This is a genomic window from Desulfovibrio sp., from assembly GCF_018379785.1.
Classification (GTDB): Bacteria; Desulfobacterota; Desulfovibrionia; order Desulfovibrionales; family Desulfovibrionaceae; genus Desulfovibrio.
The window spans coordinates 1-24,702 of record NZ_JAGZUV010000033.1 but is presented as its reverse complement, the minus strand read 5'-3'; the positions used below and the strand labels follow the sequence as shown (position 1 = coordinate 24,702).

General features: G+C 62.5%; 19 protein-coding genes. 8 read left to right on the top strand and 11 right to left on the bottom strand.

Going from position 1 to position 24,702, the window contains the following annotated elements:
• Nucleotides 1-20 precede the first annotated feature (20 nt).
• From KH208_RS08735 to KH208_RS08720, 4 genes are read left to right on the top strand one after another with little or no spacing between them, the layout of a single operon-like run.
• Nucleotides 21-692 carry a flagellar basal body-associated protein FliL gene (locus KH208_RS08735; RefSeq protein ID WP_291435546.1) on the top strand — a complete coding sequence of 224 codons (672 nt, stop codon included), beginning with the start codon at nucleotides 21-23 and terminating at the stop codon, nucleotides 690-692.
• 53 nt (nucleotides 693-745) lie between these two features.
• A complete protein-coding gene (locus KH208_RS08730) occupies nucleotides 746-1,069 on the top strand; it encodes a hypothetical protein (protein ID WP_291435544.1) in 324 nt (107 codons plus the stop codon).
• Nucleotides 1,066-1,488: a hypothetical protein gene (locus KH208_RS08725; protein WP_291435542.1), complete on the top strand. Its 423-nt coding sequence runs from the start codon at nucleotides 1,066-1,068 to the stop codon at nucleotides 1,486-1,488. Before KH208_RS08730 ends, KH208_RS08725 begins: the two co-directional genes overlap by 4 nt.
• A 51-nt stretch (nucleotides 1,489-1,539) precedes the next feature.
• Nucleotides 1,540-1,737 carry a hypothetical protein gene (locus KH208_RS08720; protein WP_291435540.1) on the top strand — a complete coding sequence of 66 codons (198 nt, stop codon included), beginning with the start codon at nucleotides 1,540-1,542 and terminating at the stop codon, nucleotides 1,735-1,737.
• A 121-nt stretch (nucleotides 1,738-1,858) separates the two neighbouring features.
• Here the strand turns inward: KH208_RS08720 and KH208_RS08715 are convergent, their stop codons facing one another.
• The 5 genes from KH208_RS08715 to KH208_RS08695 all read right to left on the bottom strand — a co-directional run bounded on the left by KH208_RS08715 (nucleotide 1,859) and on the right by KH208_RS08695 (nucleotide 7,348).
• Entirely contained in the window at nucleotides 1,859-2,941 is a 1,083-nt protein-coding gene (locus KH208_RS08715; RefSeq protein ID WP_291435538.1) for an ABC transporter substrate-binding protein, read from the bottom strand.
• A gap of 71 nt (nucleotides 2,942-3,012) precedes the next feature.
• Nucleotides 3,013-4,542 (bottom strand): aldehyde dehydrogenase family protein, encoded by a 1,530-nt coding sequence (locus tag KH208_RS08710; RefSeq protein ID WP_291435536.1) that lies wholly within the window; start codon nucleotides 4,540-4,542, stop codon nucleotides 3,013-3,015.
• Between the two features lie 278 nt (nucleotides 4,543-4,820).
• Nucleotides 4,821-5,621 (bottom strand): helix-turn-helix transcriptional regulator, encoded by an 801-nt coding sequence (locus KH208_RS08705; RefSeq protein ID WP_291435534.1) that lies wholly within the window; start codon nucleotides 5,619-5,621, stop codon nucleotides 4,821-4,823.
• A 431-nt stretch (nucleotides 5,622-6,052) separates the two neighbouring features.
• Nucleotides 6,053-6,721, bottom strand: a complete 669-nt coding sequence (locus tag KH208_RS08700) for a hypothetical protein (RefSeq protein ID WP_291435533.1) — start codon at nucleotides 6,719-6,721, stop codon at nucleotides 6,053-6,055.
• Nucleotides 6,722-7,123: 402 nt separating this feature from the next.
• A complete protein-coding gene (locus KH208_RS08695; RefSeq protein WP_291435532.1) occupies nucleotides 7,124-7,348 on the bottom strand; it encodes a hypothetical protein in 225 nt (74 codons plus the stop codon).
• Between KH208_RS08695 and KH208_RS08690 the strand changes: the two genes are divergently transcribed.
• Nucleotides 7,308-9,428, top strand: coding sequence for a methyl-accepting chemotaxis protein (locus tag KH208_RS08690; protein WP_291435531.1), 2,121 nt, complete (start codon nucleotides 7,308-7,310; stop codon nucleotides 9,426-9,428). The two genes, KH208_RS08695 and KH208_RS08690, sit on opposite strands and share 41 nt — an antisense overlap.
• A gap of 233 nt (nucleotides 9,429-9,661) precedes the next feature.
• On the opposite strand, the gene KH208_RS08685 is transcribed toward KH208_RS08690, so the two are convergent.
• The 6 genes from KH208_RS08685 to topA all read right to left on the bottom strand — a co-directional run bounded on the left by KH208_RS08685 (nucleotide 9,662) and on the right by topA (nucleotide 20,493).
• Nucleotides 9,662-11,209: an efflux transporter outer membrane subunit gene (locus KH208_RS08685; protein ID WP_291435530.1), complete on the bottom strand. Its 1,548-nt coding sequence runs from the start codon at nucleotides 11,207-11,209 to the stop codon at nucleotides 9,662-9,664.
• On the bottom strand, nucleotides 11,206-14,409 hold the full coding sequence (locus KH208_RS08680; RefSeq protein ID WP_291435529.1) for an efflux RND transporter permease subunit: 3,204 nt from the start codon (nucleotides 14,407-14,409) through the stop codon (nucleotides 11,206-11,208). The genes KH208_RS08685 and KH208_RS08680 overlap by 4 nt, the downstream gene beginning before the upstream one ends.
• 6 nt (nucleotides 14,410-14,415) lie before the next feature.
• Nucleotides 14,416-15,534, bottom strand: coding sequence for an efflux RND transporter periplasmic adaptor subunit (locus KH208_RS08675; protein ID WP_291435528.1), 1,119 nt, complete (start codon nucleotides 15,532-15,534; stop codon nucleotides 14,416-14,418).
• A 786-nt stretch (nucleotides 15,535-16,320) separates the two neighbouring features.
• Nucleotides 16,321-16,947 carry a thioredoxin gene (locus tag KH208_RS08670; RefSeq protein ID WP_291435527.1) on the bottom strand — a complete coding sequence of 209 codons (627 nt, stop codon included), beginning with the start codon at nucleotides 16,945-16,947 and terminating at the stop codon, nucleotides 16,321-16,323.
• Nucleotides 16,948-17,087: 140 nt separating this feature from the next.
• Nucleotides 17,088-18,260 (bottom strand): XdhC family protein, encoded by a 1,173-nt coding sequence (locus tag KH208_RS08665; RefSeq protein WP_291435526.1) that lies wholly within the window; start codon nucleotides 18,258-18,260, stop codon nucleotides 17,088-17,090.
• A complete protein-coding gene (gene topA, locus KH208_RS08660) occupies nucleotides 18,253-20,493 on the bottom strand; it encodes a type I DNA topoisomerase (RefSeq protein WP_291435525.1) in 2,241 nt (746 codons plus the stop codon). The genes KH208_RS08665 and topA overlap by 8 nt, the downstream gene beginning before the upstream one ends.
• Nucleotides 20,494-20,734: 241 nt before the next feature.
• On the opposite strand from topA, the gene KH208_RS08655 reads away from it, so the two are divergent.
• From KH208_RS08655 to KH208_RS08645, 3 genes are all read left to right on the top strand, one after another.
• Nucleotides 20,735-21,451, top strand: a complete 717-nt coding sequence (locus tag KH208_RS08655; RefSeq protein ID WP_291435524.1) for a hypothetical protein — start codon at nucleotides 20,735-20,737, stop codon at nucleotides 21,449-21,451.
• A gap of 136 nt (nucleotides 21,452-21,587) precedes the next feature.
• A complete protein-coding gene (traT, locus tag KH208_RS08650; RefSeq protein WP_291435523.1) occupies nucleotides 21,588-22,232 on the top strand; it encodes a complement resistance protein TraT in 645 nt (214 codons plus the stop codon).
• 285 nt (nucleotides 22,233-22,517) lie between these two features.
• Nucleotides 22,518-24,659, top strand: coding sequence for a methyl-accepting chemotaxis protein (locus tag KH208_RS08645; RefSeq protein ID WP_291435522.1), 2,142 nt, complete (start codon nucleotides 22,518-22,520; stop codon nucleotides 24,657-24,659).
• Nucleotides 24,660-24,702: the final 43 nt, after the last annotated feature.

Sequence of the window (24,702 nt, the reverse complement as noted above, 5' to 3'; positions counted from 1 at the left end):
GACCGCCCGGGAGTAAACGCGTGGCAGACGAAACCGAACTCAAAACAGCTCCGCCCAAGGACGAAATGCAGGTCAGCCTGGGCCCCAGCCTCGGCCAGACCAAGGTGGAGCTGGATCTCGACGACGCGCCCTTCCTCCAGCCGACGGAAGATGATCTGCCCGCCGAACAGGAGGACAATCTTCCCGCCGCGCCCGAGGATCAGGCCGCGGCCCAATCCAGACAAAGGGAAAAAAAGCTGCTGCTGGCCGCCGGGGCGGGCGTCGGCCTGCTGCTGATTCTGGGCGCGGCTGTCTGGTGGTTTTTTCTGCGCACGCCGCCGCCCGCGCCGGAGGCGCTCAAACCCGAGGTCATCGTGGTGCCCTCCAAGCCCGCGGTGAAAGTCAAGCCGGACTACGTCAAGGAGTTCGCCCCGTTCCTGGTGCCGCGCAATGACGGCAAAGGCGGAGCCCGTTTTCTGGTCTGCAAATTTTCCGCCGTAAGCAAGGACGCCGCTCTGAGCAAGGAAATGGACCAGAAGATGATTTCCCTGCGCGACGCCATGTATTATTATCTGCGCAGCAAGAGCAGCGAGTATCTGATGGACCCGCGCAACGGCCCGGCCATCAAAAAGGATCTGACCTCCGTGCTCAACGACTATCTGACGCAAGGCAAGATCGAGGATATTCTGTTTGAAAGCTATCTGAATGAATAGGGAAGTTCCGCAGTTCAGATGAGGGCGTTCTGAAGGACGCCCGGGGAATCGCCATGAGCGTTGACGCCACCATGGCCGTACTCTATGCCCAGACGGGCCTGGCCGCTCCCCTGGCCAATGCCGCCGCCGTGGCCCCCCAGGCCTCGCTGGCGATGTCGCGGGTTCTGGCCGCTGAAATGGCTCGCCAGGAACAGCAGCAAATCGAAAAAACCGAAAAAGCCGAAGGCCCCAACATTACGCCCGACGGGCGCGGCGGCGGCAACGCGCAGTTCGGCAGCCGCCGCCGCAAGCGGCCTCCACTGTACGATGCCGAAGACGACGAACCGCGCGCCTCTCCCTCGCCGCTGGTGGGCAATCTGCTGAACGTCAAAGTATGAACGTCACTCCTTTTCTCACTCTGGTCATTGTTTTTTCCCTCTTGGAACTGCTCATTCTGGGCGGCGTGCTCTTTTTTTATCTGCGCCTGCGCCGCTCCGAAACCCTGCTCAACACCTTACAGGGCAATCAGGAAAGCCTGCTGGCCCGCATTGAAATGAACGCGCGCCTGGAGCGGGAAATCGTGGCGACCTTCGCCCAGCGCCAGGCCGAACTGCGCAGCCTGGACGAAAAACTGGAAGAACGAGCCCAGGAACTGCGCCGCCTGCTGGAACAGGCCGAAGGCATCTGTCGTTCGCCGCAGTTTCTGCGTGAAATCATCCTCAACGGCCGCCGCAAGGGGCTGTCCAGCCGCCAGATCGCCCGCAACGCCGGGCTCAGCGTGGATGAGGTGGAGCTGATTCTGGCTCAGAATCCTTAGGGTCAGGCCAGCCCTCATTACTCTTTGCTTTGCTCTTCGACGGAAGAAAGGATGCGGTTTCAATCCTTGTTTGAGTTTTTCGCGGCGTTGCTGTGCATTCTGGTTCTAAGCCTGCCGGGCGTCGCCGTGGCCGACGGGAACTCCGATGAGCAGCCGGGGATTTCCGGTCCCGTGCCCGCGTTCCAGCAGCGTGGCGAGGCAACGCGTCCGGCTGACCGGCTTGGCCCGGGTCACGCTTATGAAATATAAAAGGAACCCCCCGGCATAGTGGTCTGCCCCCATCAAGGTAGACAAAGTAAAAAAGCCCCGCGCGCTCAGGGCGCGCGGGGCCGGGTTCACCGCCGTTCAAGCGAGGACAGCGCCCGCAAGGCTACTTGGCGTACGGCGGAATGGGCGTCTTGACCATCTTCATAAACTTGTCGGTCACATAGTCGGCGTTCTTGACCCTTTCATATTCCTCAGGGGTGAGGCGGCCCAACTGGGTAAAGAAGGCGGCCAGATACCGCTGCCACTGCTGCGCCTCGCTCATGCCCCTGGAATTGTCCAGCAGCCTGAGCTGCTCCTCATAGTTGAAGACCGGATGGGTCTTGATGTCCTTGAGAGCCACTTCCGGGGTGTACTGCTGGCCCGCCCAGTCCATGAAGAAACGGCGGTACAGGGGCACCAGGGATTCGGCGGGCTCGTTCTTGAGCATGTGGATGCCGCGCATATAGGCGCGCAGGAAGCCGGTGATGACTTCCGGATGGGCGTCGGCATACTTTTTGTCTGCCTGGATCACAATGGGCAGGGTCTGGCCGCAATTCTTGATGTTGCCCGCCAGCCTCCAGCCCTTGGCTTCGCCTACGTAGAGGTGCGGCGCCCAGAGGGCCACGCCGTCGCCGGTGCCGTTTTCAAACGCACCCAAGGCCTGGGGCTGATCCATGTTCTTGATGACCACGTCCTTGTCCGTGAGGCCCAGTACCTTGAGCCAGGAGGAAAGAGCCATGTGCGGCGAGGACATGGTGGTGCAGAGGAAGGTCTTGCCGCGCACGGTTTCCGGGCTGCCCAATACGTCGGGGAAGTCCTTGTTCCAGCCCTTGACCTTGGCGATGGGGCTGTCCGGGCGGACCAGCACGCCGTTGGTGTAGGATTCGTCATTGCCGATGGCGATCACATAGGTGTCGTAGCGCAGGCCGCCCCAGACGCCGGGCACCGCGCCGTTGCCCGCCACCACCCAGGAACCGGAGGGCGTGGCGTTGACGATGTCCATACCGGAATTGAAATAATTGACTTCGAAATCCAGGCCTTCTTCCTTGTCCCAGCCGCGCTCATGGGCCAGCCATGCGGCGAAGGTTTCGTTTTCGTTCATCCAGCCCATGGGAACCTTGACCAATTCTTTGGCCTGCAACACGGGCGCGGCGGCCAGGAAAAGCACGGCCGCGAGGGCCGGCCCCAAAAGATTGCGCAGTTTCATCCTCATGCCTCCAGGGTGAGAGGGTGTCGGGGCGGGACGCGGGCATGCCGCGCCCCGCGAAGCCTGATGCGCTACGAAGCCACGCAGGAGCGCACGCGCGGCGCGACCGGGGCGGCCTGACCGGCCTTGCCCTTGGGATCATAGGTGCGCGTCGTGGTGACCTTGTGCTGGGTGAAAAAGTCTATGCCGCCCTTGCCCTGCACCTTGTCCGTGCCGAGCAGGGAGCCCTTGATGCCGCCGAAGGGCACATAGGGATGCGGCGCGCAGATGCCCACGTTGACGCCCACCATGCCCACATCCGTATCGCGGCTGAACACGTCCGCGTAATGCATGTTCTGGGTGAAAATGCAGGCCCCGTTGCCGTATTCCGAACTGTTGACCAGCTCGATGGCGTCGTGAATGTCCGCCACCTTGATGGTGGCCACCAGAGGACCGAACACCTCGGTGGTGAACAGGGGGTTGCAGGGCGTCACGTCGCGGATGATGCAGGGGCCGACAAAGAAACCGTTCTTGTTCTTTTCCGGCAGGTCCACCCGGCGGCGATCCAGAACCAGCTTGCAGCCCTGGCCGTGTTTGAGGGCGATATCCACGTAATTGAGCACATTGTCCGCGGCCTTGCGGGAAATCAGCGGCCCCATGTAGACGTCGGGGTCAAAGGCGTCGCCCACCTTGACGGTTTTGGAGGCCTCGATCATGCGCTCCAGCACTTCCTCGTAAACTTCCGGCACGGCGGCCACGATGGACCCGGCCAGGCAGCGCTGCCCGGCGGAGCCGTAGCAGGAATTGAGGAAGTTGTTGATGAAGACGTCCATATTGCTGTCTTCCATGACCAGAAGCAGGTTCTTGGCCCCGCCCAGCAGCATGGAACGCTTGGCCCCCTTGGCGCAGCCCGCGGCCATGGCTTTGGCCGTGGGCGTGGAGCCCACCAGACAGACGCCGGCCATGCGCGGGTCCTCATACCAGGAACCGGGAATGTCGCGGTTGCCGTGCACCACGTTGACCACGCCCGCGGGCAGCCCGATTTCCATGAAGATCTCGCAGATGAGCTGCATGAAATAGGGCGACTGGGTGGAGGGTTTGAAGATGAAGGTATTGCCCACGGCAATGGCGTAGGGAATGAACCAGCCGAAGACCAGGGCCGGGAAGTTGAAGGGAGCCACCCCGCCGAACACGCCCAGGGGCTGGCGTACCACCTTGGCCGAGATATTGGTGGAGATGTAATCCAGGGTGTCGCCCTGGATCGTGGACGGCGTGGCCGCGGCGGATTCCAGGATTTCGATCACCCGCTGCACTTCGCCGCGCGCTTCGGAAATATGCTTGGCCTGGTCCAGAGCAATGGCCTGGGCCAGTTTTTCCAGATCCCGCACCATGCAGTCATGGATTTTGTAGAGATAGGCCATGCGCTTGCCGATGGAGAGGTTGCGCCAGGGCCTGTAGGCCGCGTGGGCCGTGGCGATGGCCGCCTCGGCCGTGGCCGGTCCGGAAATGGGCACGCTGCCGATTTCCTCGCCGGTGGAGGGGTTGTAGAGCGGCACGCGCTTGCCGCCTGCCTCTTCCTGCCATTCGCCGTTGATGAAATTTTTGATCCTGATGTCCGACATGGCATATCCTCCGCGTGGGTACTGGTCTGTTACTGAACGTGCTGTCCTGACACGGCTTGCCTCGTTGGGGCCGGGATCCGGAGCAGATTTACGTGGCCGCGATTTCAAAACGCATCCGCTCCGGGAAGTCCGGCTGATTCTTTTCCTCAATTTTCAGATAGCGTCTTTCGCGGACGGACTGCTTGCGGAAATCTGACAAAATCTGTCGGCAATCGGACAAAAAAGGACATGAAAAGGCGACTGGCAATGGCGAAGGCATGGAGGGAGGAGCAACGCGTTCAGGCTTGCTTGCCGCCGCGCGCCCGGAGAACGCAGCCCGGCGTGCGCCCGAAGACCTGCTTGAAAGTGGCGATAAAGGCTGAAATCGAGGAATAGCCGCTGTCCAGGGCCACGGAGGTGACGCTCTCGCCCTGTTTCAGGCGGTTGTGGGCCGCCTGCATCCGCTGGCGCTGCCGCCAGGTGCGGAAGGAGGTGCCGGTTTCCCGACGAAAAAGACGGGCCAGATTGCGCTCGGACATGCCCAGGCGCTCGGCCCACTGCGCCAGGGAAGTGGACACGCCGGGCGTGGTGAGCAGGGCCGTGCACAGCTCCACCAGGCGGTGGTCGCGGGGCATGGCCAGCGGCTGCGCCTCTTCCGGCGATTCCAGAAGCAGGTCCAGCAGCACGGCCACCAGGCGGCCCCGGGCGTCCGCGCCGTAGGAATAGGGTTGCGGCGTGAGGTGCAGCAGCAGTTCGCGCACCAGGGGCGTGATCTCCATCACGTGGCAGCGGGCGAAACGCTCCACCCCCAGCAAAACACGCTGGCCGATCCAGAGGCTGCAATCCCTGGCTTCGCAAGGCACGTACCACTCATGGCGGCAACCGGCGGGCACCCAGACGGCCCGCTGGGGCGGGGCCAGCCAGTTGCCCTGTTCCGTGCACATGACCATGCAGCCGTGCCCGGTGTAGGCCAGTTCGCCCCAGGGATGCACATGGGGCTTGCTCCAGGTATCGGGGGGAAAGTCGTCATTAAACCAGACTACCGGCCTGGCGGCCGGGTCATAGGGCGCGAGATAGCTTTTGGCTTCCAGTGGTTCCATGGACGCCCCGCAAAAGCAAATCCGAATAAAAAGGAGCCTGTTGCGTGGCCCTTTGGCGCTTCCCCAGAGCAATTTCACTTTGAAATTTGTAGAATTTCAAAGCTAATCTGCTCTAGAGACAGTCGCTACGAGACGGATTTTCGTGTTATATTAAGGAGAACGAGCCTTTTAGCGCTGCTGTCTTTATCCGTAATGCTCGTTCTTCGCATAACGGCTAAAGCATGCAGGGAGTGTACTCTTCTGGTACTCGCTTTATCCATTGCGACGAAGGAAGCTACGGATGAAGACAGCAATGAGTTACACAAAATTCCTTTCATCGAAATCACTATCGCTATCCGTAACACAGCAGAGCTGTGAACGGCTAGCGCGACCGAGCTAAAAGGCGATGTTCGACGCGGAGATAACCGAAAAGACGCTCGCGACGACAGTCTCTAAAAGTCCAGCTTGAACTGCATGCCAAGCCCCAGCGCCGAATCCGGCTGACTGTTGCTGGCGCTGTGATCCCGGTTCTGCTCGTCCTTGAGAATCAGCTCCGGGCCCACGCTGATGCTCAGATCCTCTCCGGCTTCCACATCGGCAAAAGCCCGCACCACATGGCGGCTTTCCAGAGGCAGAATTTCATCCGGCCGCGCGGTCTCCGTGGGCAGGCGCTCCCGCCAGGTGGAGGTTTCATTTTCCACGCTGAGGGCCAGGCCGCTCTTTTTCTTCTTGCTTCCGGCCGCTTCATTGAGGGCATTGTCGATGCCCGGCGCGGTGTTCATGGCTTTCTTCTTGACCCCGGTCTTGCTCACGGCGCGGTCATGCAGGCTCCGCACGGGCGTGCCCTGGCGCCAGATGGCGGCATCGCGGTCATCCGACTGTCCGAAAGCCCAGGCATTGCCGTGCAGGGCTTTCTTTTTCCGGGCGTCGGCCTTGGCGCCCGCCCCCGGACGGTTTTGCCCGGACGCGGCCCCGGCCGGATGCCTGTCCGTCGCGGGACGCATTCCGGCAGCTTGCGGCGCGACACGCTGTTCCGCCGCCGCGAATGAGGCCGCGGGCCAATACACGCCGCAGGCCAAGGCCGCAATAGCGGTGAAAATCATCATCCATCGGTTCTTCATGCTTTTTCTTACTTCAGGCCGTGCGTCCCTGTAAAGCCCGGACGGCTCTTTTTCAGAGGGGATCTTCGTAAAAATGCAAGCCCGCGATGTGCCGCATGCCCGGAAGAAAATTCCATAGCAAACCGTCTTGAACAATCTAAAGTTTTATTGGAAATTACCGACCAGGTAATGACGGATATAAATAATTTATGCATTCTCGTCATCATATACACAAATAAGATGGCATATCAAAAAATTTCTATTCCTTTATGTTTATTATTTCTCTTATCTCGAAACAATGTATGGAGTATATGTTTTCAAATTTTTTCTTTGGAAAGAGAGCTTTCTGATACATTCATCTGCTTGCGGTTGCTGAGACCGGAGCGCCTTTGTGTACACTGAGGCGCTCCGGTTTTGCCGTAATTAAGGAGGACGATAAGGTTTTCGATATACAAAAACAATCATGGAAGGAAGAAAAACCATCAGGGCAGGCAAGGGGCCGGAGCGGCCCGCTCCGGCGATACCCACCGCAATTTTTCGCGGCCCTGCCGCTAAGACCGCCCGCCGGGACGGTGAAAAATCTTTGTCTCCTGTGAGGAGGGAATCGATGAAGAATTTGAAAATCGGAATAAAAATGGCGTTGGGCATAGGCACTATCCTTTTGCTGGTGCTCTTGAACGGCGTGTTTTCCATCGACACGCTCATGGGCATCGGTGACGGCATGACGTCCATTAAAGAAAGCTATATGCCCATGGACGAGATGGCCGCCACAGCCCAGAGCACTCTCAAGGACGTGCCCGCCAGCATGAATATGTATCTGCTGACCGGGCAAAAGTCATACTGGGACGCCACAGAAAAAAGCCTGCTCGCTGTAGACGGTCAGATCGACAGCCTAGTCAAATTCATCGAGAAGGATTCGCTCATTGATACCAGATTGAGCACACAGTTGCAGGAGAAATTCAAACAATTTGGAACGACCCTGCGCAATGTTCATGCGACCAATGAAGCCTTCATCCAAACTCGCGGCATCATGATCCCCGCCGGCCTCAGGGCCGGCATCGCCGTAAGCGACTACAAGCAGGGAATGCTCAAAACCTTCCGGGAAGCCCAGGCCAGAGGCGACATCGCGGAAATGGGCCTGCGCCTGGATCGTCTTGAGGCGGCCGACGCCATAGCCGAGGGCATCAACGATATCCGGATCAGAATGCTGCGCAGCATGGCCGAGCAGAACCGCGAATATTCCAAAGACAATGTCACCAAACTTTTCCCCAAGGTGCTCGCCGACATCAACAATCTGCTGGCCAAGGTCACTAATCCGAAATGGCGCGAGGTGATCAGCGTCATGCGCAAGGACACGGAAACCTTCCGCGATGCGCAACGCAATATGCTCGAACTCTGGGACAAAACCGATGCCTTGAACGTCGAGAGCAATCAGGCCAGAGAGGCCGCCCTGGTCCTCATGGATGAAATAACCTCACAGACGACCAAACTGCGGACCGATACTGTCATAAACGTTGCGCAGACTTCCAATGACAGCGTGAAGGTGATCCTCGGCGTCTGCGCGGCACTCCTTGTGCTCGGGCTTCTGATCGGCATCTTCCTGACGCGCTCCATCACAACGCCCATGGCCAAAACCCTCGGCTTCGCCCAGTCCGTGGCCCGGGGCGAGCTGGACCAGAGGCTGCGCCTGGAGCAACGGGATGAATTCGGACGCCTTTCCGAGGCGTTGGACAGTATGGTGGATTCCCTGAACGAAAAAATCGAGGAAGCCAACGCCAAGTCCGCCGAAGCTCAGGTCAAGAGCGATGAAGCCACGCTTGCCATGGAAAAAGCCGAAGCCGCCGGCAAGGAAGCCCAAGCCAAGACCGTGGCCATGCTGACCGCCGCCGACAGGCTGGAAGAAGTGGCCTCGGTGGTCTCCTCCGCCTCCACCCAGCTGTCGGCCCAGATCGAGCAGTCCGACCGTGGCGCGGGCGAATCCTCCCAGCGCCTGGGCGAAGCGGCCACGGCCATGAACGAGATGAACGCCACGGTCCAGGAAGTCGCCCAAAACGCCGGTTCCGCCTCGACCGCCTCGGCCGAAACCAGGGAAAAAGCCGCCGCCGGTTCCCATATTGTGGAACAAGCCGTGCAAAGTATTGAAGAAGTGCATCAGATGTCCCTGGCTCTCAAGGAGGACATGGTGCAGCTCAATGAGCATGCCCAGGACATCACCCGGATCATGAACGTGATTTCGGACATTGCGGACCAGACAAATCTGCTGGCCCTCAATGCTGCCATTGAAGCGGCGCGGGCCGGCGAAGCCGGGCGCGGCTTCGCCGTGGTGGCCGATGAGGTGCGCAAGCTGGCCGAAAAGACCATGGCCTCCACCAATGACGTGGGCAATGCCATCAAGGCCATCCAGGAAAGCACGGCCAAGAGCATGGGCGGCGTGGACAATGCCGTGGAACGCATCGGCCTGGCCACGGATCTGGCCAGCCGGTCCGGACAGGCCTTGCAGGAGATCGTGAAGAACGCGGAGGTCACTGCCGACCAGGTCAACGCCATTGCCACGGCCAGCGAGGAGCAGTCCGCCGCCAGCGAGGAAATCAATCAGACCATCGTGGAGGTCAACGACATGTCCCGCCAGACCGCCGAGGCCATGGCCGAAGCCGCCAAAGCCGTAACCGAGCTGGCCGCCCAGGCCCAAAACCTCACGGGGCTCATCCACGAAATGAAGCAGGGCTAACTCCCCTTCCCGCCTGTAAAAAAGACCGGCTTTCTCCCGCACTCCAGCGAAGAAAGCCGGTCTTTTTGCATCAGCGCACCATTCCCAAGATAAAAGAAGCCCGGGGCCTTCCCCGAGAACGGCGTTCCCGCCCCGGCTTTTCATCGTAAAAAGCCCCGCCGGGACGGACAGCTCAGCCGGAAGGCCTGCTGTCCATCCCGGCGGGGCGTCAGGAACGGATCTGTGCGGTCCAGCTACCTGGACTGCGCCGCGGGCGTGGGCATCGCCTTGCCCGCGCCGGTTTCTTCCTGCAGCAGGCGTTCGGTATTGACCACCGGGAAGCTCGGGCTCTTGCCGGGATCCTCCCAGCCGCCGCCCAGGGCCATGCAGACGCTGACCACCGCGTCAAGACGGTCACGCAGGGCCGAGGCCAGTTGCAGCTCGGCGGCAAAGAGCTGGCGTTCGGCATCCAGCACCGTCAGATAGTCGGTATAGCCGTTGTCATACTGCAAGCGGGCGATGTCCACCGAGCGGCGCAGGCTTTCCACCTGAATCTGCATACTGCGCACAATGGCGTCCGCCTCGCGCTGCGAGGTGAGCGAAGTGCGGATGTCTTTGAAAGCCGTCTGCACTGTCTTGCGATACACCGCGATGGCGGCCTTTTTCTGGGCTTCCGCGTCTTTCAGATTATACCAGTTGCGGCCGAAGTCCAAGATGGGCAGCGTTCCAGTGGCCCCGTAGCTCCAGGCTCCGGCCGGACCGGTGAACAGATTGCCCACCGCCGCGCTGAGCGTGCCCAGCATGCCCGTCAGGGAGATGGACGGGAAGAACTGGGCGCGGGCTACGCCGATATTGGCATTGTAGGCCATGATCATGTATTCGGCGGCGCGCACGTCCGGCCGCCGCTCCAGCAGTTCGGACGGCAGGCCCTCGGGCAGCACCGGCGGCGAGGGCAGCATGCCGATGGCCTGCCCGCGCGGCATGGCGCGGTTGATGATGTCGCGCGGCGAGCGGCCCAGCAGCACGGCCAGGGCGGCCTCGGCCTGGTCCACGGCCACGGTGCTGGTGTGCACCTGGGCGCGGGCGGTTTCCACCTCGGCCCTGGCCCGCTGCCAGTCAAGCTCGGTGATGTCGCCCTGCTTGTAGCGGCTGGTGTAGATGCCGAAGGCATCCTCGCGGCTTTTCAGCGTGCGCCGCGCCGTGTCCAGCTGCATGTCCAGGGCCAGCAGGGCGAAATAGCCCTGGGCCGTCTGCCCGGCCACGGAAAGGCGCAAGGCCTCGTGCCCCACCACGGTGTTCATCAACACGTCGGAAAGGGCCGTGTAATTGTTGCGGTACTTGCCCCAGAAATCCAGTTCCCAGGAGGCGTTGAGCGAACCCTGGTAATTGGTGTTGGAACGGTCGGCCAGGGTGCTGTAGTTGGCGATCTTGGTGGACGAGCTCTGCGAAGTGGCCGCCGCGTCGCCGCTGACCGTGGGCAACAACTGAGAGGTGGCAATGCCCACCTGGGCAGCCGCGGAATCGATCTTCGCCAGGGATTCGGCCAGATCCTGGTTGTTTTTCAGGGCTTCCTCGACCATGGCCGTGAGCACGGGGTCGTTGAAGCGGGTCCACCAGTCGGTGTTCAACGGCGTGGAACCCAGATCCACCTTGCGCCATTGCTCGGGGATGTCCTGCCCGGGCCGCTCATAACGCGGCGCCAGCGAGCAGGCGCAAAGCAGCAGGGTCAGCGTCATCGCCAGCGTCAGCGCGCGGGCCGCGGCAAAGGCCGGAGCCCGGCGGGCTTTATAGGGGGCGCTCATATATCCTCCGGATCGTCATCAAAACGGCTCTTGCCTTCATTGGGGTCTTTCTTGCCCTGCAATTTCAGCGAAAGCTGCATGATGGCCTTAAAGAAGTACGGCACAAAGAGCGTGGCGATGCAGGTGGCCGCCAGCATGCCGCCGATGACCGCCGTGCCGATGGCGTGGCGGCTGTTGGCGCCCGCGCCGGAGCTGATGGCCAGCGGCACGCAGCCCAGGATGAAGGCCAGGGAGGTCATCACGATGGGCCTGAAACGCAGGCGCGCGGCCTGCATGGCGGCCACGTCCAGGCTGCGGCCGTCGCGCCAGGATTCCACGGCGAATTCCACAATCAAGATGGCGTTTTTGGCCGCCAGGCCCACCAGGGTGACCAGAGCCACCTGGAAGTACACGTCGTTGGACAGGTCCCGCATCCAGGTAGCCACCAGCGCGCCGAACACGCCGAAGGGCACGGCGGTGAGCACGGCCAGGGGCAGGGACCAGGATTCATACTGGGCTGCCAGAATCAGGAAGACCATGACCAGAGCCAGCACGAAGATGATGGTGGTGTCGGCGCTGGCCAGCTTTTCCTGCAGGGCCGAACCCACCCAGCCCAGACTGAAGTCGTTGGGCAGCACCGCGTTGGCGGCCTGCTCCATGGCGTCCAGTGCCTGGCCCGAGGAATAGCCGTCGGCCGGGTTGCCCATGATGTGCGCGGCCGGAAACACGTTGTAGCGTTCCATGACCTGGGGGGCCGTGCGGCGCTCCAGAGTCATGACGGCGGTGAGCGGAATCATCTCGCCCTTGTCATTGCGCACAAAGACGTCGTTGAGCGACTCCGGCAGCATGCGGTAGGCCGCCTCGGACTGCATGCGCACCTGGAAGGTGCGGCCCATGTAGTTGAAGTCGTTCACATAGGTTGTGCCGAAGGTGGCGCCCATGGCCGTGAACACGTCGCTGACGCTCACGCCCATGTCCTTGCAGCGCTCGCGGTCCAGGTTGGCGTAGAGCTGGGGCGCGCCGGTGGAAAAGAGGTTCTGCACGCTGCCGATGGCCGGATACTTGGGCGTGCCGTCGGCCTTTTTGGCCGTGGCCTCGGCCACCACCGCGTTGGCCTCCTTTTCCAGATCGTAGATGGTGCCGTCGCCGCGCATCTGAATATAGCCTTCAAAACCGCCGGTGGTGCTCATGCCGCTGATGGGCGGCGGCGAAAAGCCCAGCACCACGGCTTCCGGCTGCATCATGGTCACGGCCATGACCTTCTTGGTCAGGTCGTCGGCGGACATCCCCGGCCCCTTGCGCTGATCCCAGGGTTTGAGGGTGGCGAAGAAGGTGCCGTAGTTGCTCTTGACCGCCATGGAGGTGATGTCCAGACCGTTGATGGTGGCGATGCCGTCCACCGAAGGATCCTTGAGCACAAAGTCGGTCAGGGTGTCGGTGACCGCCGTGGTCCGGTGCTGGGACGCGCCGTCGGCCAGGATGGCCATGCCCAGGATGTAGCCCTGGTCTTCGTTGGGCACCAGGCCGCCGGGCACCACCTTGAGCAGCCAGACGATGGCGACCACCATCACGCTGAACAGGATCATGGCGCGCAGGCCCGAGTCCTTGATGAAGCGCACGGCGCGCAGATAACGGTGGGTCACCTTGCCGAAGGCGTAGTTGAACCAGGTAAAGGCGCGCGGCGGCTTGTAGTCATGGGCGTGGGGCTTGAGCAGCAGGGCGCAGAGCGACGGCGTGAGCGTCAGCGCCACAATGCCCGAGAGCACCACGGATACCGAAATGGTGATGGCGAACTGCTTGTACATCTGACCCGCCAGACCGCCCATGAAGGACACCGGAATGAACACCGCGCAGAGCACCAGCACAATGGCGATAACCGGGGCCGTGACCTCGTTCATGGCCTTGGCCGTGGCCTCCTTGGGCGGCAGATGCTCGGAACTCATGATGCGTTCCACGTTTTCCAGCACCACGATGGCGTCGTCCACCACGATGCCGATGGCCAGCACCATGCCGAAGAGAGTCAGGGTGTTGATGGAGTAGCCCAGGGCGTACATGCCCGCGAAGGTGCCGATAATGGACACCGGCACGGCAATGCAGGGGATCAGGGTGGCCCGCCAGTTCTGAAGGAAGACATAGACCACGATGAACACCAGAATCATGGCCTCCACCAGGGTGCTGATCACTTCTTTGATGGATTCCATAACAAAGTCGTTGGTGTCCACCACGACTTTGTAGGCCATGCCGTCGGGCAGGGTTTTGGCTATCTCTTCCAGGCGGGCCAGGACCAGATCGCCGGTGGCGATGGCGTTGGCGCCGGGCAGCAGATAGACCGCGCCCATGCGCGCCACCATGCCGTTGTAGCGGGAGCCCACGCTGTAATCCTGGCCGCCCAGCTCAATGCGGGCCACATCCTTGAGGCGCAGCATGGCGCTGTCCTCGCCGGTGCGGACGATGATCTCCCCGAACTGCTCGGGCGTGACCAGGCGCCCCTCCGTGTCGATCTGCCAGGTGAGCTGGGTGGAGGACGGCGAGGGCATGTCGCCCAGGCGGCCGGGAGCGTACTGCGAGTTCTGGTCCTGAATGGCCCGGGCCACCTCGCCGACCGTCAAGCCGTATTTGGCCAGTTTGTCCGGCTGGAGCCAGATACGCATGGAATAGCTCATGGAGCCGAACACGGAGCAGTCGCCCACGCCGGGCACGCGCTTGAGCTCGTCCACCACGTTGATCTGCATCCAGTTGTGGATATAGACCTCATCGTAGCGGCCGTCGGGCGAATAATAGGCGAAGGCCTGCAACATGGCCGGGGAACGCTTGACCACGGTCACGCCCTGGCGGCGCACCTCTTCGGGCAGAAGGGTCTGGGCCAGGTTGACCTTGTTGTTGACGTTGACCAGGGCCATGTCCGGGTTGGTGCCCAAAGAGAAGTAGACGTTGATGCTGCCCGAGCCGGAGCCGGAAGCGGCGGTGGACGTCATGTAGAGCATGTTTTCCACGCCGTTGATGTTCACTTCCAGAGGCGCCAGCACCGTGGCCGCGATGGTCTCGGCCGAGGCGCCGGGATAGGACACGCTCACGTTGACCGTGGGCGGCACCAGGTCTGGATACTGGGCGATGGGCAGGGCCTTCATGGCCAGCGCGCCCACCAGGGTGATCAGGATGGATATGACGGCCGATAGGACCGGCCGGCGCAAAAAGAGATTCGGCTTAGCGGAAGCGGCCATATGTACCTACTTTTGAGCGGCGGGAGTCTGAGCCTGCTGTTGTTGGGCGGCGGTTTCCTGCACGCGCACCTGGGTTCCGGGCCGGGCCTTGACCAGGCCCTCGCTGATGATCCTCTCGCCGCCCTTGAGGCCGGAATCCACCAGGTAGCGGTCGCCCACGGCCACGCTGAGGGTGACGGGAACGGGAAATACCTTGTTGTCCTTGTCCAGAGCCATGACCAGCGCCCCTTTCTGGGTCAGCAGGACGCACTTCTGGGGAATAAGCACGGCGTTGGTGAGCACGTCGCCTTCCATGAACAGGCGCACATACTGGCCGGGCATGATGTGTCCGTCGGCATTGGCGAAGACCGCGCGGGCCTTGATGACGCCCGTGCTGGGCTGTACCTGGCTGTCGATGAAGGTGACTTCGCCCTCACCCTTGTACATGGTGCCGTCCAGCAGGCGCAGCTGCGCCTTGTAATGCCCGTTGTCCGGGAAGCGCAGCCGCCCGGCGGCGGCCAGTTGCTGGCGGCGCATGCGTTCGGGCGCGGCGATGGAAAAGTCGATGTACATGGGGTCGGTCTGGTTCACGTAGGTAAGCAGGGAATTATTGCCCACCAGGTTGCCGGGGGTGAAGTTTTCCTTGCTGCTGTAGCCGGAAACCGGCGCCGTCACCTGGCAGTAATCCAGATTGATCCTGGCCTGGCGCAATTCGGCCTTGGCGCTTTCATAGGCGGCGCGGGCGTTGTCGCGCTCCTTCTGGGAAACGGCGTTCTTTTCGTAAAGCGGCCGGATGCGCTTCCATTCGCGTTCGGCGTTGTTGAACTGCGCCTGGGCCTGCTGGACCTTGGCTTCGTACTGGTCGCGCTCCAGCTGGAACAGGAGCTGCCCCTGCTTCACAAAATCGCCTTCCTCATACAGGCGCTTTTCAATAATGGCCTCCACGCGCGCACGCACTTCCACGGCGCGCGAACCCGAGGCCTGGGCCTGATACTCGGCGGACCAAGGCACGTCGGCCACCGTCACGTCAAAGACGGCCACCGGGGGCAACGCGCTTTGCTGGGCTTTTTTGCCGTCGCCGCAGGCGACGAGGGCCAGGCAGAGGCCCACTGCAAGGGAAAAGAAAATCAGCGATCTCATGGTCATGCACTACTCCGTTGCGCGCGGCGCTGTGCGCGCGCCGAAAAAGCCTTTTTTGACGCGGAGCCGCTCCGCGTTGAATACGTGGGCCCGCTCCGGGCAGGTCTTTTGAAAGTCAGCGCCGTGAAGCGCTCTTGCCGCCCGGCGGGCGTGTTGCGGCGGTCGGCGCCTCCGGGCGTGAGAAATCCGGGGCGCTCCCTGGGCAAATTACCTTTGAACCGCGCTGCGGTTTCAGGGGTTCATTCCGCCGAAAATGCGACTTCCGGGGAATCCGCGCCGTTTCGCGGCGCGGACATCCGTTCCCGCAGTCTCCGGAACACGGCAACGTTTCAAAGCTACAATGCTCCAAATCAACCCGCCGGCCCTGCGGCCGGCGCGGCTTCGCCGCAACACAAACGCATCGGCGAACAAACTGCGCCCGAACGGAATCCGGGCGCAGACCCTATAAAAAGGGGCTCAAACAGCCTTCTAAAAAGCATATTTCAAGGGAAAAAGCAAGAAACGGGCCAAGAAGAGACGAAAAAGCTGCTTTGGCGAATTTCCAGTTATTTCAGGTAGTTAACTACCCGCGTCCTCATTTTGTAACCAACTGAAATAACAGGTGAAATTTTTTTCAAAAAAACGCCTCTCCCTCAGCCGAGACGCGGTCAGCGCAATAAAGGAAGCGCTGCCCCAGGCGTCCCGCCGTAGCTTGGCCGTTGCCGCCAAGAGGGGCAGCCCTTCAGGCTGCCTGCGGTCGCCTCGGCTGAATCCCGCCGCCTCGCATTTCAACTTTTTCAAAGTTGAAATGCTCTATTCCGATTCCGCGGCGCCCTCTTCCAGGCGGGTGCGCAGATGCCGGGCCTGGCGGCTGGCGATGCCCAGAAAGGCGACCCACCAGATGGCGTTTTTCAGCAGCTGGACGCGCTGAAAACGGTGGCGCTCGTCACCGGCGCGCAGGGCGGTGATGTCCAGATTTTTTTCGCTGCCGGTTTCGCTGAAGAAGCTGATCCGCAGGGCCGCGCGTTGGATGGTTTTAAGTTCCTCGGGCGAGAAGCGGCTCAAGACCCTGCCGGAAAGCTCCGTGGCCCGGAGCGAGGTGGTAGCCTGCTCCGAGTCGTAGTCAAACTCGTGCGGACGGCTGTTGATCAGCAGATCCACCCGGGCGATATTGGCCAGATTAATCTTGCTGCGGTTGATTACCTTGCTCTGGCGCAACATGCGGTAATAAAAGGCCCCGAATTCCTCGGAAGCCCCGATGATCACCGTGGTCTGCGAATCCGGATAAAAGACGCCGATGCTGGCCGTCATGCGCGACGCGTCGGCAATGCCGCTTTTTTCCTCGGCGATCAGGCGCTGCAGACGTGCCGTCTTGCGCTTGGTCTCCAGATAGAGGAAAAGCAGAAAGGCGATCAGCAGCGCCCCTAAGGTAAATTCCATATGGCCGGTCTCCCCATCTCGACCTAGCCTTGTCTGAAAGCAAATGTCAAGGGCGGGTGGGGGAAGGCTGAATCATAACCGGCGACGAGTGGGCAATAAGGTAATGCGATATCCCCAGCGGGAGGATGCGTCGCGTGCCCTCAATCCTCAAAACGCAGGCGCTGCAACGTTCCGGCGCGCGCGGCCAGCAGTTCGGCCACCACGGACACGGCGATCTGCCGCGGCGTCTCCGCGCCGATGGACAGGCCGATGGGACAGCGCACCGCCGCCAGTTCCGCGTCGGGCACGCCCTGGGCGCGCAAAAAGGCATAGACCTGCTCGCGCTTGGATTTGCTGCCGATCATGCCGATGTAGGCGGCGTGGCTGGTCAGGGCCTGGGCCAAAGCCTCGCGGTCGAAGCTGTGCCCGCGCGTGACAATGGCCACGTAATGCCGCCGCCCGATGCCGCAGGCCTCCACCAGGTTTTCAAAACCGGGCAGGGTCAGGCAACGCCGGGCCATGGGAAAACGCGCCGGATCGGAAAATTCCGGACGGTCGTCAACCACGTCCACCACAAAGCCGCAGGCATGGGCCAGGGCCGCCACCTCCAGCGAGACATGCCCGCCGCCGCAGAGCAGGAGCACGGGCGGCGCGTCCAGGGGTTCCACATAGACGGAGCGCTCCCCGAGGCTGATCAGCCCGGGCTTGTTTTTGATTTCTTCCAGCAGGGGGATTGCCGCCTCCAGGTCCGTGCGTACCGCGCCGGAGGCGGCCAGGGCCGCCCAGTCCTCCGGACCCTCCGCCGGTGTTTCCGGCAGGGCCGCCAGATGCAGGCGGCGTTGCGGCAGGCTCTCGCGGCTCACATCCACGATCCAGGCGCCCCGGCCGCCCTCGCGCAGCACCTGTGCGGCCAGGGCGAACAGCCGGGCCTGTTCCTGTCCGAGCGCTTCGCAGAGCACCTCCATGCTGCCGCCGCAGATCATGTCGCTGGCCGGGCTCAAACCGGTGAGATCGCAGGCGACGCGGGCGGAAATGCCGCTTTCCAGGCTTTGGCGGGCCGCTTCCACGGCGCGGGCCTCCAGCGCGCCTCCGCCCACCGTGCCCTCCAGACCGGCCGCCGTGAGCAGGGCGCGGGTGCCGGCGTGACGCGGGGCCGAACCCCGGCTGCTGACGATGGTCAGCAATACGGCGGGAATCCCGGCGGCCAGCAGGACGGCCAGGCGCTCTTCCAGGCAGTCCTCGTCCGCCGGGGAGGGGACATCTTCCGGAACGCCGCCGCGCGGCGTTTCCGGGGCCGGATCAGGCGGCGTTTCCTTTTTGGAACCCTTACGCATCGCCGTCCTCCTTCACATAGCCGCAGCCCTTGACCGGACAAATGATTTTGACGCCGTCCCGGCTCTTTTTCTCCACCAGGTAGGGGGAGTCGCAACGCGGGCACGGGCCGGGCACGGGTTTGTCCCAGAGAGCGAAATCGCACTGGGGATACTGGTCGCAGGAGTAGAAGATCTTGCCGCGCTTGCTGCTCTTTTCCACCAGGCTGCCCTTGCCGCAACGCGGGCAGGGCACGCCCGTGGAAAAGGGCGCGGCATAATCGCAGGCCGGATAGCCCGTGCAGGCGATAAAGCGGCTGCCGGTGCGCGACTTCTTGATCACCAGATCCTTGCCGCAGCGCGGGCACTGGCCCACCTTTTCATACTGCGGCTTTTCCTGGGCCACGGCTTCCACCTTGCCGTCCTCGGTACGCGCGAAGTTGCTGGTGTAGCGGCATTCCGGATACGCGGAACAGGCCAGGAACGCGCCCGCCTTGCCGAATTTGATCAGCAGGGGCTTGCCGCAGTCCGGGCAGGGCAGGTCCGTGGGCAGGCCGCCCTTGAGGCTCTGCATATTCTTGGCCGCCGCGTCCAGGGTGGGATTGAAGTCCGCCGCGAAGGCGCGCATCAGGTCCACCCAGTTCCGGCCGCCCTCGGCCACCTTGTCCAGCCCTTCCTCCATCTGGGCCGTGAACCCCACGTCCATGAGCTTGGCGAAGTGCTCGGTGAGCTGGCGGCAGACCACCCGGCCCAGGTCCGTGGGCACGAAATGGCGCTCGGCCAGATGCACGTAGTCGCGGTCCTGCAAAGTGGAAATAATGGCCGCGTAGGTGGAAGGGCGGCCGATGCCCAGCTCTTCCAGTTCGCGCACCAGGCTGGCTTCGCTGTAGCGGGCCGGAGGCTGGGTGAATTTCTGTTCCTTTTCCAGCTTGTCCAGGGTCAGGGTCTGCCCTGCCTTGAGCGGCGGCAGCTCGGCGTCGGCCTCTTCCTTGCCGCGCGGCAGCACGGCCAGAAAACCGGGGAAGAGCAGGCGTTCGCCCTTGGCCCGCCAGAGAGTGTGGGCGCAGGCGATCAGGGCCGTGGTGTCGTGGAAGCGGGCCCCGGCCATCTGCGAGGCCACGAAACGCGACCAGATCAGGCGGTAGAGATTGTACTGTTCCGGCGGCAGGTGGGGCTTGACCATGTCCGGGGTGACGGTCACGTCCACCGGGCGGATGGCTTCATGGGCGTCCTGGGCTCCGCCCTTGGCCTTGTAGATGCGGGCCTTTTTGGGCAGATGGTCCTGCCCGAAGGTCTGAACGATGAAATCACGGGCCGCCTGGCGCGCCTCGTCCGCGATGCGCGTGGAGTCGGTACGCATGTAGGTGATCAGCGCCGTAAGGCCCTTGTCGCCCAGTTCCACGCCTTCATAGAGGCGCTGGGCGATATTCATGGTGCGCTTGGCCGTGTAGGAAAGGCGCTGGTTGGCCGCCTGCTGCAGGGTGGAGGTGATGAAGGGCGGCTGGGGCGCCCGCTCGCGCTCCTTTTCCTCCACGCTTTCCACCACAAAGGGCTTGCCCTTGAGCGCGGCCTCCAGCGTGTTCGCCTGTTCCGCGTTGCTGACGACGGCCTTCTTGCCGCTGACCTTGACCAGTTCCGCCTTGAACGGCGGCGGCACGTCGGCGGACAGCAGGGCCTTGAACAGCCAGTATTCCTCGGGCTTGAAGGCTTCGCGCTCGGCCTCGCGCTCCACGATCAGACGCAGGGCCACGGACTGCACGCGCCCGGCGGAAATGCCGCGCTTGATGGTTTTCCAGAGCAGGGGCGAAATCTTGTAGCCCACCAGGCGGTCCAGCACGCGCCGGGCCTGCTGGGCGTCAAAAAGATTGACATTGAGGTCGCGCGGGTGCTCCAGGGCGTCCTTGACGGCTTTGGCCGTGATCTCGTTGAACTGGATGCGCTTGATGTCCTTGGCCTTGTCGCGGATCAGCTCGGCCACGTGCCAGGCAATGGCCTCGCCCTCGCGGTCCGGGTCCGGGGCCAGGTAGACCGTGTCGGCCTTGGCCGCGGCGGCGCGCAGTTCGCTGACCACGCTCTTCTTGTTCTCGATCACCTCGTAATGGGGCGCGAAATCGTTGGCCTCGTCCACGCCCAGGGAACTGGAAGGCAGATCGCGCACATGGCCCACACTGGCCTGTACCGCGTACTGCGGCCCCAGAAATTTTTTGATGGTTTTCACCTTGGCCGGAGATTCCACTATGATCAGCTGTTTGCCCATGCGCCGTCCTTATCCGGACGTCCGGCGGCCCCGTGGCGGAGCTTCCGGCGTTCCGGGTTCATTGCATTCATTATTGTAGGGGCAAGATACGACAAAAGTTCGCGGCGTCAAGTGCGGCGGCCCGACGGAATCCCGCCCGCCCCGTTTTTCCCGCGCGGTGGACAGGGAGGTTCATCTGGGCTAATGAGATACTACCGGTCGGCCCGGAAATCCTTCCGTCCCCGGCCGGAAAGGATGTTGTATGCGCGCGTTCCGCAAGTCATGCCGTCATGCTTTGCCCTTCCTGGCGCTGGCGCTCTGCTGCCTGCTGGCCGCCTGCGCCGGGCGCCGGGCCGGAGACGCGGGAACCATGCCGGACGGCACAACGGCCCAGGTTCCCCAAGGTTCCCAGGGCCCTTTCGCCCCTCTGCCGCGCGTGGCCGTCAAGAGCGGACAGAGCGTGCACGTGGCCGTCAGCGGCGGCGAGCCCAATCTGAACGCGGACCTGCAATCCATGCTCACGGCCTATATCCAGAGCGAACGCGGCCTGGCCCCGGCCGACGCGGCCGACGGCGCCGACATTCTGGTACGCGTGCGCATTGAGGATATTTACCCCCTGGGTTCCAAAAATGAGCCGGTCAGCGCGGGCAAAGCCCTGGGCGGCGCGGCCACCGGGGCCATGCTCGGCATGCTGCTGGGCAGCGCTGTGGACGTCAACGGCCGCAGCGGCGCGGGCTGGGGCGCGGGCGGCGGCGCGTTGCTGGGCCTGGGCGTGGCCCTGCTGGACAGCCACGGCAAAAGCAAGGTCTGGGGCATGCGGGCCAGGGTCGGCATCAGCCCTGACGGACGCGAGCCCGCCGAAGCCGACATGCGCCAGGTGGCCGTCAGCGCCGAGGGGGCCGATATGGGCCGCGAGGACAGCCTGCCCGCCCTGGAAGACAAGCTGAGCCTTGAAGTTCTCAACGCCCTTACGCCCTGAAAAACGTTGCGTGACATCGTTCCCCCGCCGTGCCGGGCGACGTACACTTGTAAGGGCGGCTTGCCGGGCGCAAGCCGCAAATTGTATTTTTCCGACGGACCGCGAACAGAACGGCCCGCCGCATGCAAGGAGCCGTATGCCCATAGCGCGATTGTTTCTTCTGCTGCTTCTGGGTCTGAGCCTGATTCCGCTCAATGCCTGCGTCCGCCAGCGCGACGGCGACGCCGGGGAGGTGGAGGTATTGCGCTCCGGCGCGTTGAACCGGGCCGGGGACGAGGACATCCCCAATGTGGCCTATGTGAACGTGCGCGACATGACCAACCGCGTTTTCCATCTCCGTTCCCAGGCTGAAGCCTGGCTGGGCCGCAAGGGCTTCACCGTGACCGACAATCCCAGCCAGGCCGGGTATATTGTGCAGATTTCCGTGCTCGCGGCGGGCCCGGTGGACCCGGACAGCCTGCGCGCGGTGGTGGACGCAGGCTATGACGGCCCCTCCAAACTCTCCGGCACAGGCGGCACCGCCCTGCTGGCCGACGTGCTGCTGGTCCAGCGGCGCGTGCCCAGCGCCCGCCGCCCCAGCCGGGCAAACCTGAAAAACATTTCCAACCGCAATGCCGTAGCCAGCAGCCAGATGCGTCTGGGCCTGCTGGTGCGCCACGGCATCCGGCTGAAAGCCGGGCTCCCCCCCTATTTCGCGGATGTGCTGGCCCGTGAACTGAGCGCGGCCATCAGCGCCGCCGACGGCGAAACCGGCGCATCCCCGCCCTCCTCCGCGCGCTGAACACGCGCAAGGCATCTGCCTGAGTTCAAAGGGGTTTCCGCTGCAACAGCGGGGTCGTTTTGCTCCGGCATGTTAAAATTATTCTTTTTATCCCTAAGAGAAGAACCTTTTTATCCGTAAAGAAAAGGTAAACCCATCCAACCATGGCGACCTCCGTGGAGCTTCGGCGTTTGCCTGCGGTCGTGCTGTTCGTCCCATGGATATATATTTTCAATGGGAGGAGACGCTTATGGAGAGAGAGAGAGAGAGAGAATTAAAGATCCATAATCATTATAAGGAGATGCCATGTTAGCCTGGTACCGCCATCTGCGCATGACCCCCAAAATTGTTCTTCCCGTTACCATCGTGCTGGTGGTGATCTTGAGTTTCCTCACCTGGCAGATCCAGTCCAAAAGTTCGCAAGCCATCGAAAGCGTCGCAAAAAGAGAATTGTCCGCCCTGGCCGCGCAGAACGGCAACTTCGTCCGCAGCCTTCTAAACATGGCCGTCAACGAGGCAGGCGCTCTGGCCAGCAGCCTGGAACAGAGCCTGAAAAAAGGCCTGATTCCCTCGCGGGAAACCCTGATGGCCATGGAAGAAGGCCTGCATCTGGGCAATCCCGAACTCTTCGGCTGCGGCGTCATGTGGGAACCCAACGCCTTTGACGGCAAGGACGAGGCCTACCGGGGCGTGCCGGGCAGCAACGCCGAAGGCCGCTTCCTCTCCTATTCGGCCACGGGCGCGGCAATCACGGACTTGGGCGACCAACTTGAAAAATTCTATTATACCGTGCCCAAAAAGACGCTGGCGCCCTATTTTTCCGATCCCTATCCTTTCACGGTCAACGGCAAGCCCATCCCCATGTCCACGGCCTCGTATCCGATTATCGTGGACAACGTGTTCCGGGGCACCGTTGTGGTGGACGTCTCCCTGAACAAGCTGAAGGAGATGATCACCGGCATTACCGTTTATGACAGCGGCTACGCCGGCCTTATCACCGATCTGGGCCTGGTGGTGGCCCACAAGTCCAAAGACCTGGAAGGAAAGAATCTGTTTGACATCAACAGGTTCAATGATCCCAAGGCAGCGGCCGAGGCATTCAAGGCCGGCAAAGTCTACACCGAAGAAGTCAACACCAAGGAAGGCCGGGTCTTCCGCTACTATCAGCCCATCTCGATCCGGGGCAGCAGCCAGCACTGGTACCTGGCCGTCATCGCGCCCATGGACGAGGTGCTGGCCCAGGCCAATTCCATCAGCCGGATGACCGTCGCCCTGTGCGTCGCCACCCTGGTGGTGCTGTTGGTGGTGATCTTCCTGCTGATCCGCTCCTCTGTGAAGCCCATCAACTATCTGGCCAGGACGGCGGAAATCATTGCGGACGGCAATCTGGAACAGCCCATTGAGGACGAGCGCTTCGGCGGCGAAGTGAAGATGCTGAGCACCTCCCTGAAAAAGATGATTGCCTCCCTGATCGAAGGCATCAAAAAGGCCGAGGCCCTTTCGGCTTCCGCCCAGGAGGAATCCCGCAAAGCCCAGGAGGCCATGACCCAGGCCGAGGCCGCGAGCAAGGAAGCGCAGGCCAAAACCCAGGCCATGCTGACGGCAGCCGACAAGCTGGAGGAAGTGGGCAACGTGGTTTCCTCGGCATCCAGCGAGCTGTCGGCCCAGATCGAGCAGTCCGACCGGGGCGCGGCGGAATCCGCCCAGCGCCTGTCCGAAGCGGCCACGGCCATGAACGAAATGAACGCCACGGTCCAGGAAGTCGCCAAAAACGCGGGTTCGGCCTCCGCGGCTTCCGCCGATACCAAGGAAAAGGCCGAGGCCGGGGCCCAGGTAGTGGAAAAGGCCGTGCGCAGCATCGAACAGGTCCATCAGATGTCCCTGGAGCTCAAGGGCGACATGACCCAGCTCAACGAGCACGCCCAGGACATCACCCGGATCATGGGCGTGATCTCGGATATTGCGGACCAGACCAACCTGCTGGCCCTCAACGCGGCCATTGAAGCGGCCCGCGCGGGCGAGGCAGGACGCGGCTTTGCCGTGGTGGCCGACGAGGTGCGCAAGCTGGCTGAAAAGACCATGGCCTCCACCAACGACGTGGGCAACGCCATCAAGGCCATCCAGGAGAGCACCGCCAAAAGCATGACCGGCGTGGACAATGCCGTGGAACGCATCGGCGAGGCCACGGAACTTGCCAGCCAATCCGGCGCGGCCCTGCAGGAAATCGTGGCCACTGTGGAAGCCACCGGCGACCAGGTCAATGCCATTGCCACGGCCAGCGAGGAGCAGTCCGCAGCTTCCGAAGAAATCAACCAGTCCATCGTCCAGGTCAACGACATGTCCAGACAGACCGCCGAAGCCATGGCGGAGGCCGCCAGGGCCGTGTCCGACCTGGCCGCCCAGGCCCAGGGCCTTACGGAACTGATCGAGGCCATGAAGAAGGCCTAACCGCTTACGGATCCTGTCTTTTGCGCCCCGCCGGAAGAACTCC

What these genes read in the sequence shown, in the direction of transcription:
- KH208_RS08730 (WP_291435544.1), top strand. Translation starts at nt 746, where the DNA reads ATGAGCGTTGACGCCACCATGGCCGTACTCTATGCCCAGACGGGCCTG.
- KH208_RS08725 (WP_291435542.1), top strand. Translation starts at nt 1,066, where the DNA reads ATGAACGTCACTCCTTTTCTCACTCTGGTCATTGTTTTTTCCCTCTTG.
- KH208_RS08720 (WP_291435540.1), top strand. Translation starts at nt 1,540, where the DNA reads ATGCGGTTTCAATCCTTGTTTGAGTTTTTCGCGGCGTTGCTGTGCATT.
- KH208_RS08715 (WP_291435538.1), bottom strand. Translation starts at nt 2,941, where the DNA reads ATGAAACTGCGCAATCTTTTGGGGCCGGCCCTCGCGGCCGTGCTTTTC.
- KH208_RS08710 (WP_291435536.1), bottom strand. Translation starts at nt 4,542, where the DNA reads ATGTCGGACATCAGGATCAAAAATTTCATCAACGGCGAATGGCAGGAA.
- KH208_RS08705 (WP_291435534.1), bottom strand. Translation starts at nt 5,621, where the DNA reads ATGGAACCACTGGAAGCCAAAAGCTATCTCGCGCCCTATGACCCGGCC.
- KH208_RS08700 (WP_291435533.1), bottom strand. Translation starts at nt 6,721, where the DNA reads ATGAAGAACCGATGGATGATGATTTTCACCGCTATTGCGGCCTTGGCC.
- KH208_RS08690 (WP_291435531.1), top strand. Translation starts at nt 7,308, where the DNA reads ATGAAGAATTTGAAAATCGGAATAAAAATGGCGTTGGGCATAGGCACT.
- KH208_RS08695 (WP_291435532.1), bottom strand. Translation starts at nt 7,348, where the DNA reads ATGCCCAACGCCATTTTTATTCCGATTTTCAAATTCTTCATCGATTCC.
- KH208_RS08685 (WP_291435530.1), bottom strand. Translation starts at nt 11,209, where the DNA reads ATGAGCGCCCCCTATAAAGCCCGCCGGGCTCCGGCCTTTGCCGCGGCC.
- KH208_RS08680 (WP_291435529.1), bottom strand. Translation starts at nt 14,409, where the DNA reads ATGGCCGCTTCCGCTAAGCCGAATCTCTTTTTGCGCCGGCCGGTCCTA.
- KH208_RS08675 (WP_291435528.1), bottom strand. Translation starts at nt 15,534, where the DNA reads ATGACCATGAGATCGCTGATTTTCTTTTCCCTTGCAGTGGGCCTCTGC.
- KH208_RS08670 (WP_291435527.1), bottom strand. Translation starts at nt 16,947, where the DNA reads ATGGAATTTACCTTAGGGGCGCTGCTGATCGCCTTTCTGCTTTTCCTC.
- KH208_RS08665 (WP_291435526.1), bottom strand. Translation starts at nt 18,260, where the DNA reads ATGCGTAAGGGTTCCAAAAAGGAAACGCCGCCTGATCCGGCCCCGGAA.
- topA (WP_291435525.1), bottom strand. Translation starts at nt 20,493, where the DNA reads ATGGGCAAACAGCTGATCATAGTGGAATCTCCGGCCAAGGTGAAAACC.
- KH208_RS08655 (WP_291435524.1), top strand. Translation starts at nt 20,735, where the DNA reads ATGCGCGCGTTCCGCAAGTCATGCCGTCATGCTTTGCCCTTCCTGGCG.
- traT (WP_291435523.1), top strand. Translation starts at nt 21,588, where the DNA reads ATGCCCATAGCGCGATTGTTTCTTCTGCTGCTTCTGGGTCTGAGCCTG.
- KH208_RS08645 (WP_291435522.1), top strand. Translation starts at nt 22,518, where the DNA reads ATGTTAGCCTGGTACCGCCATCTGCGCATGACCCCCAAAATTGTTCTT.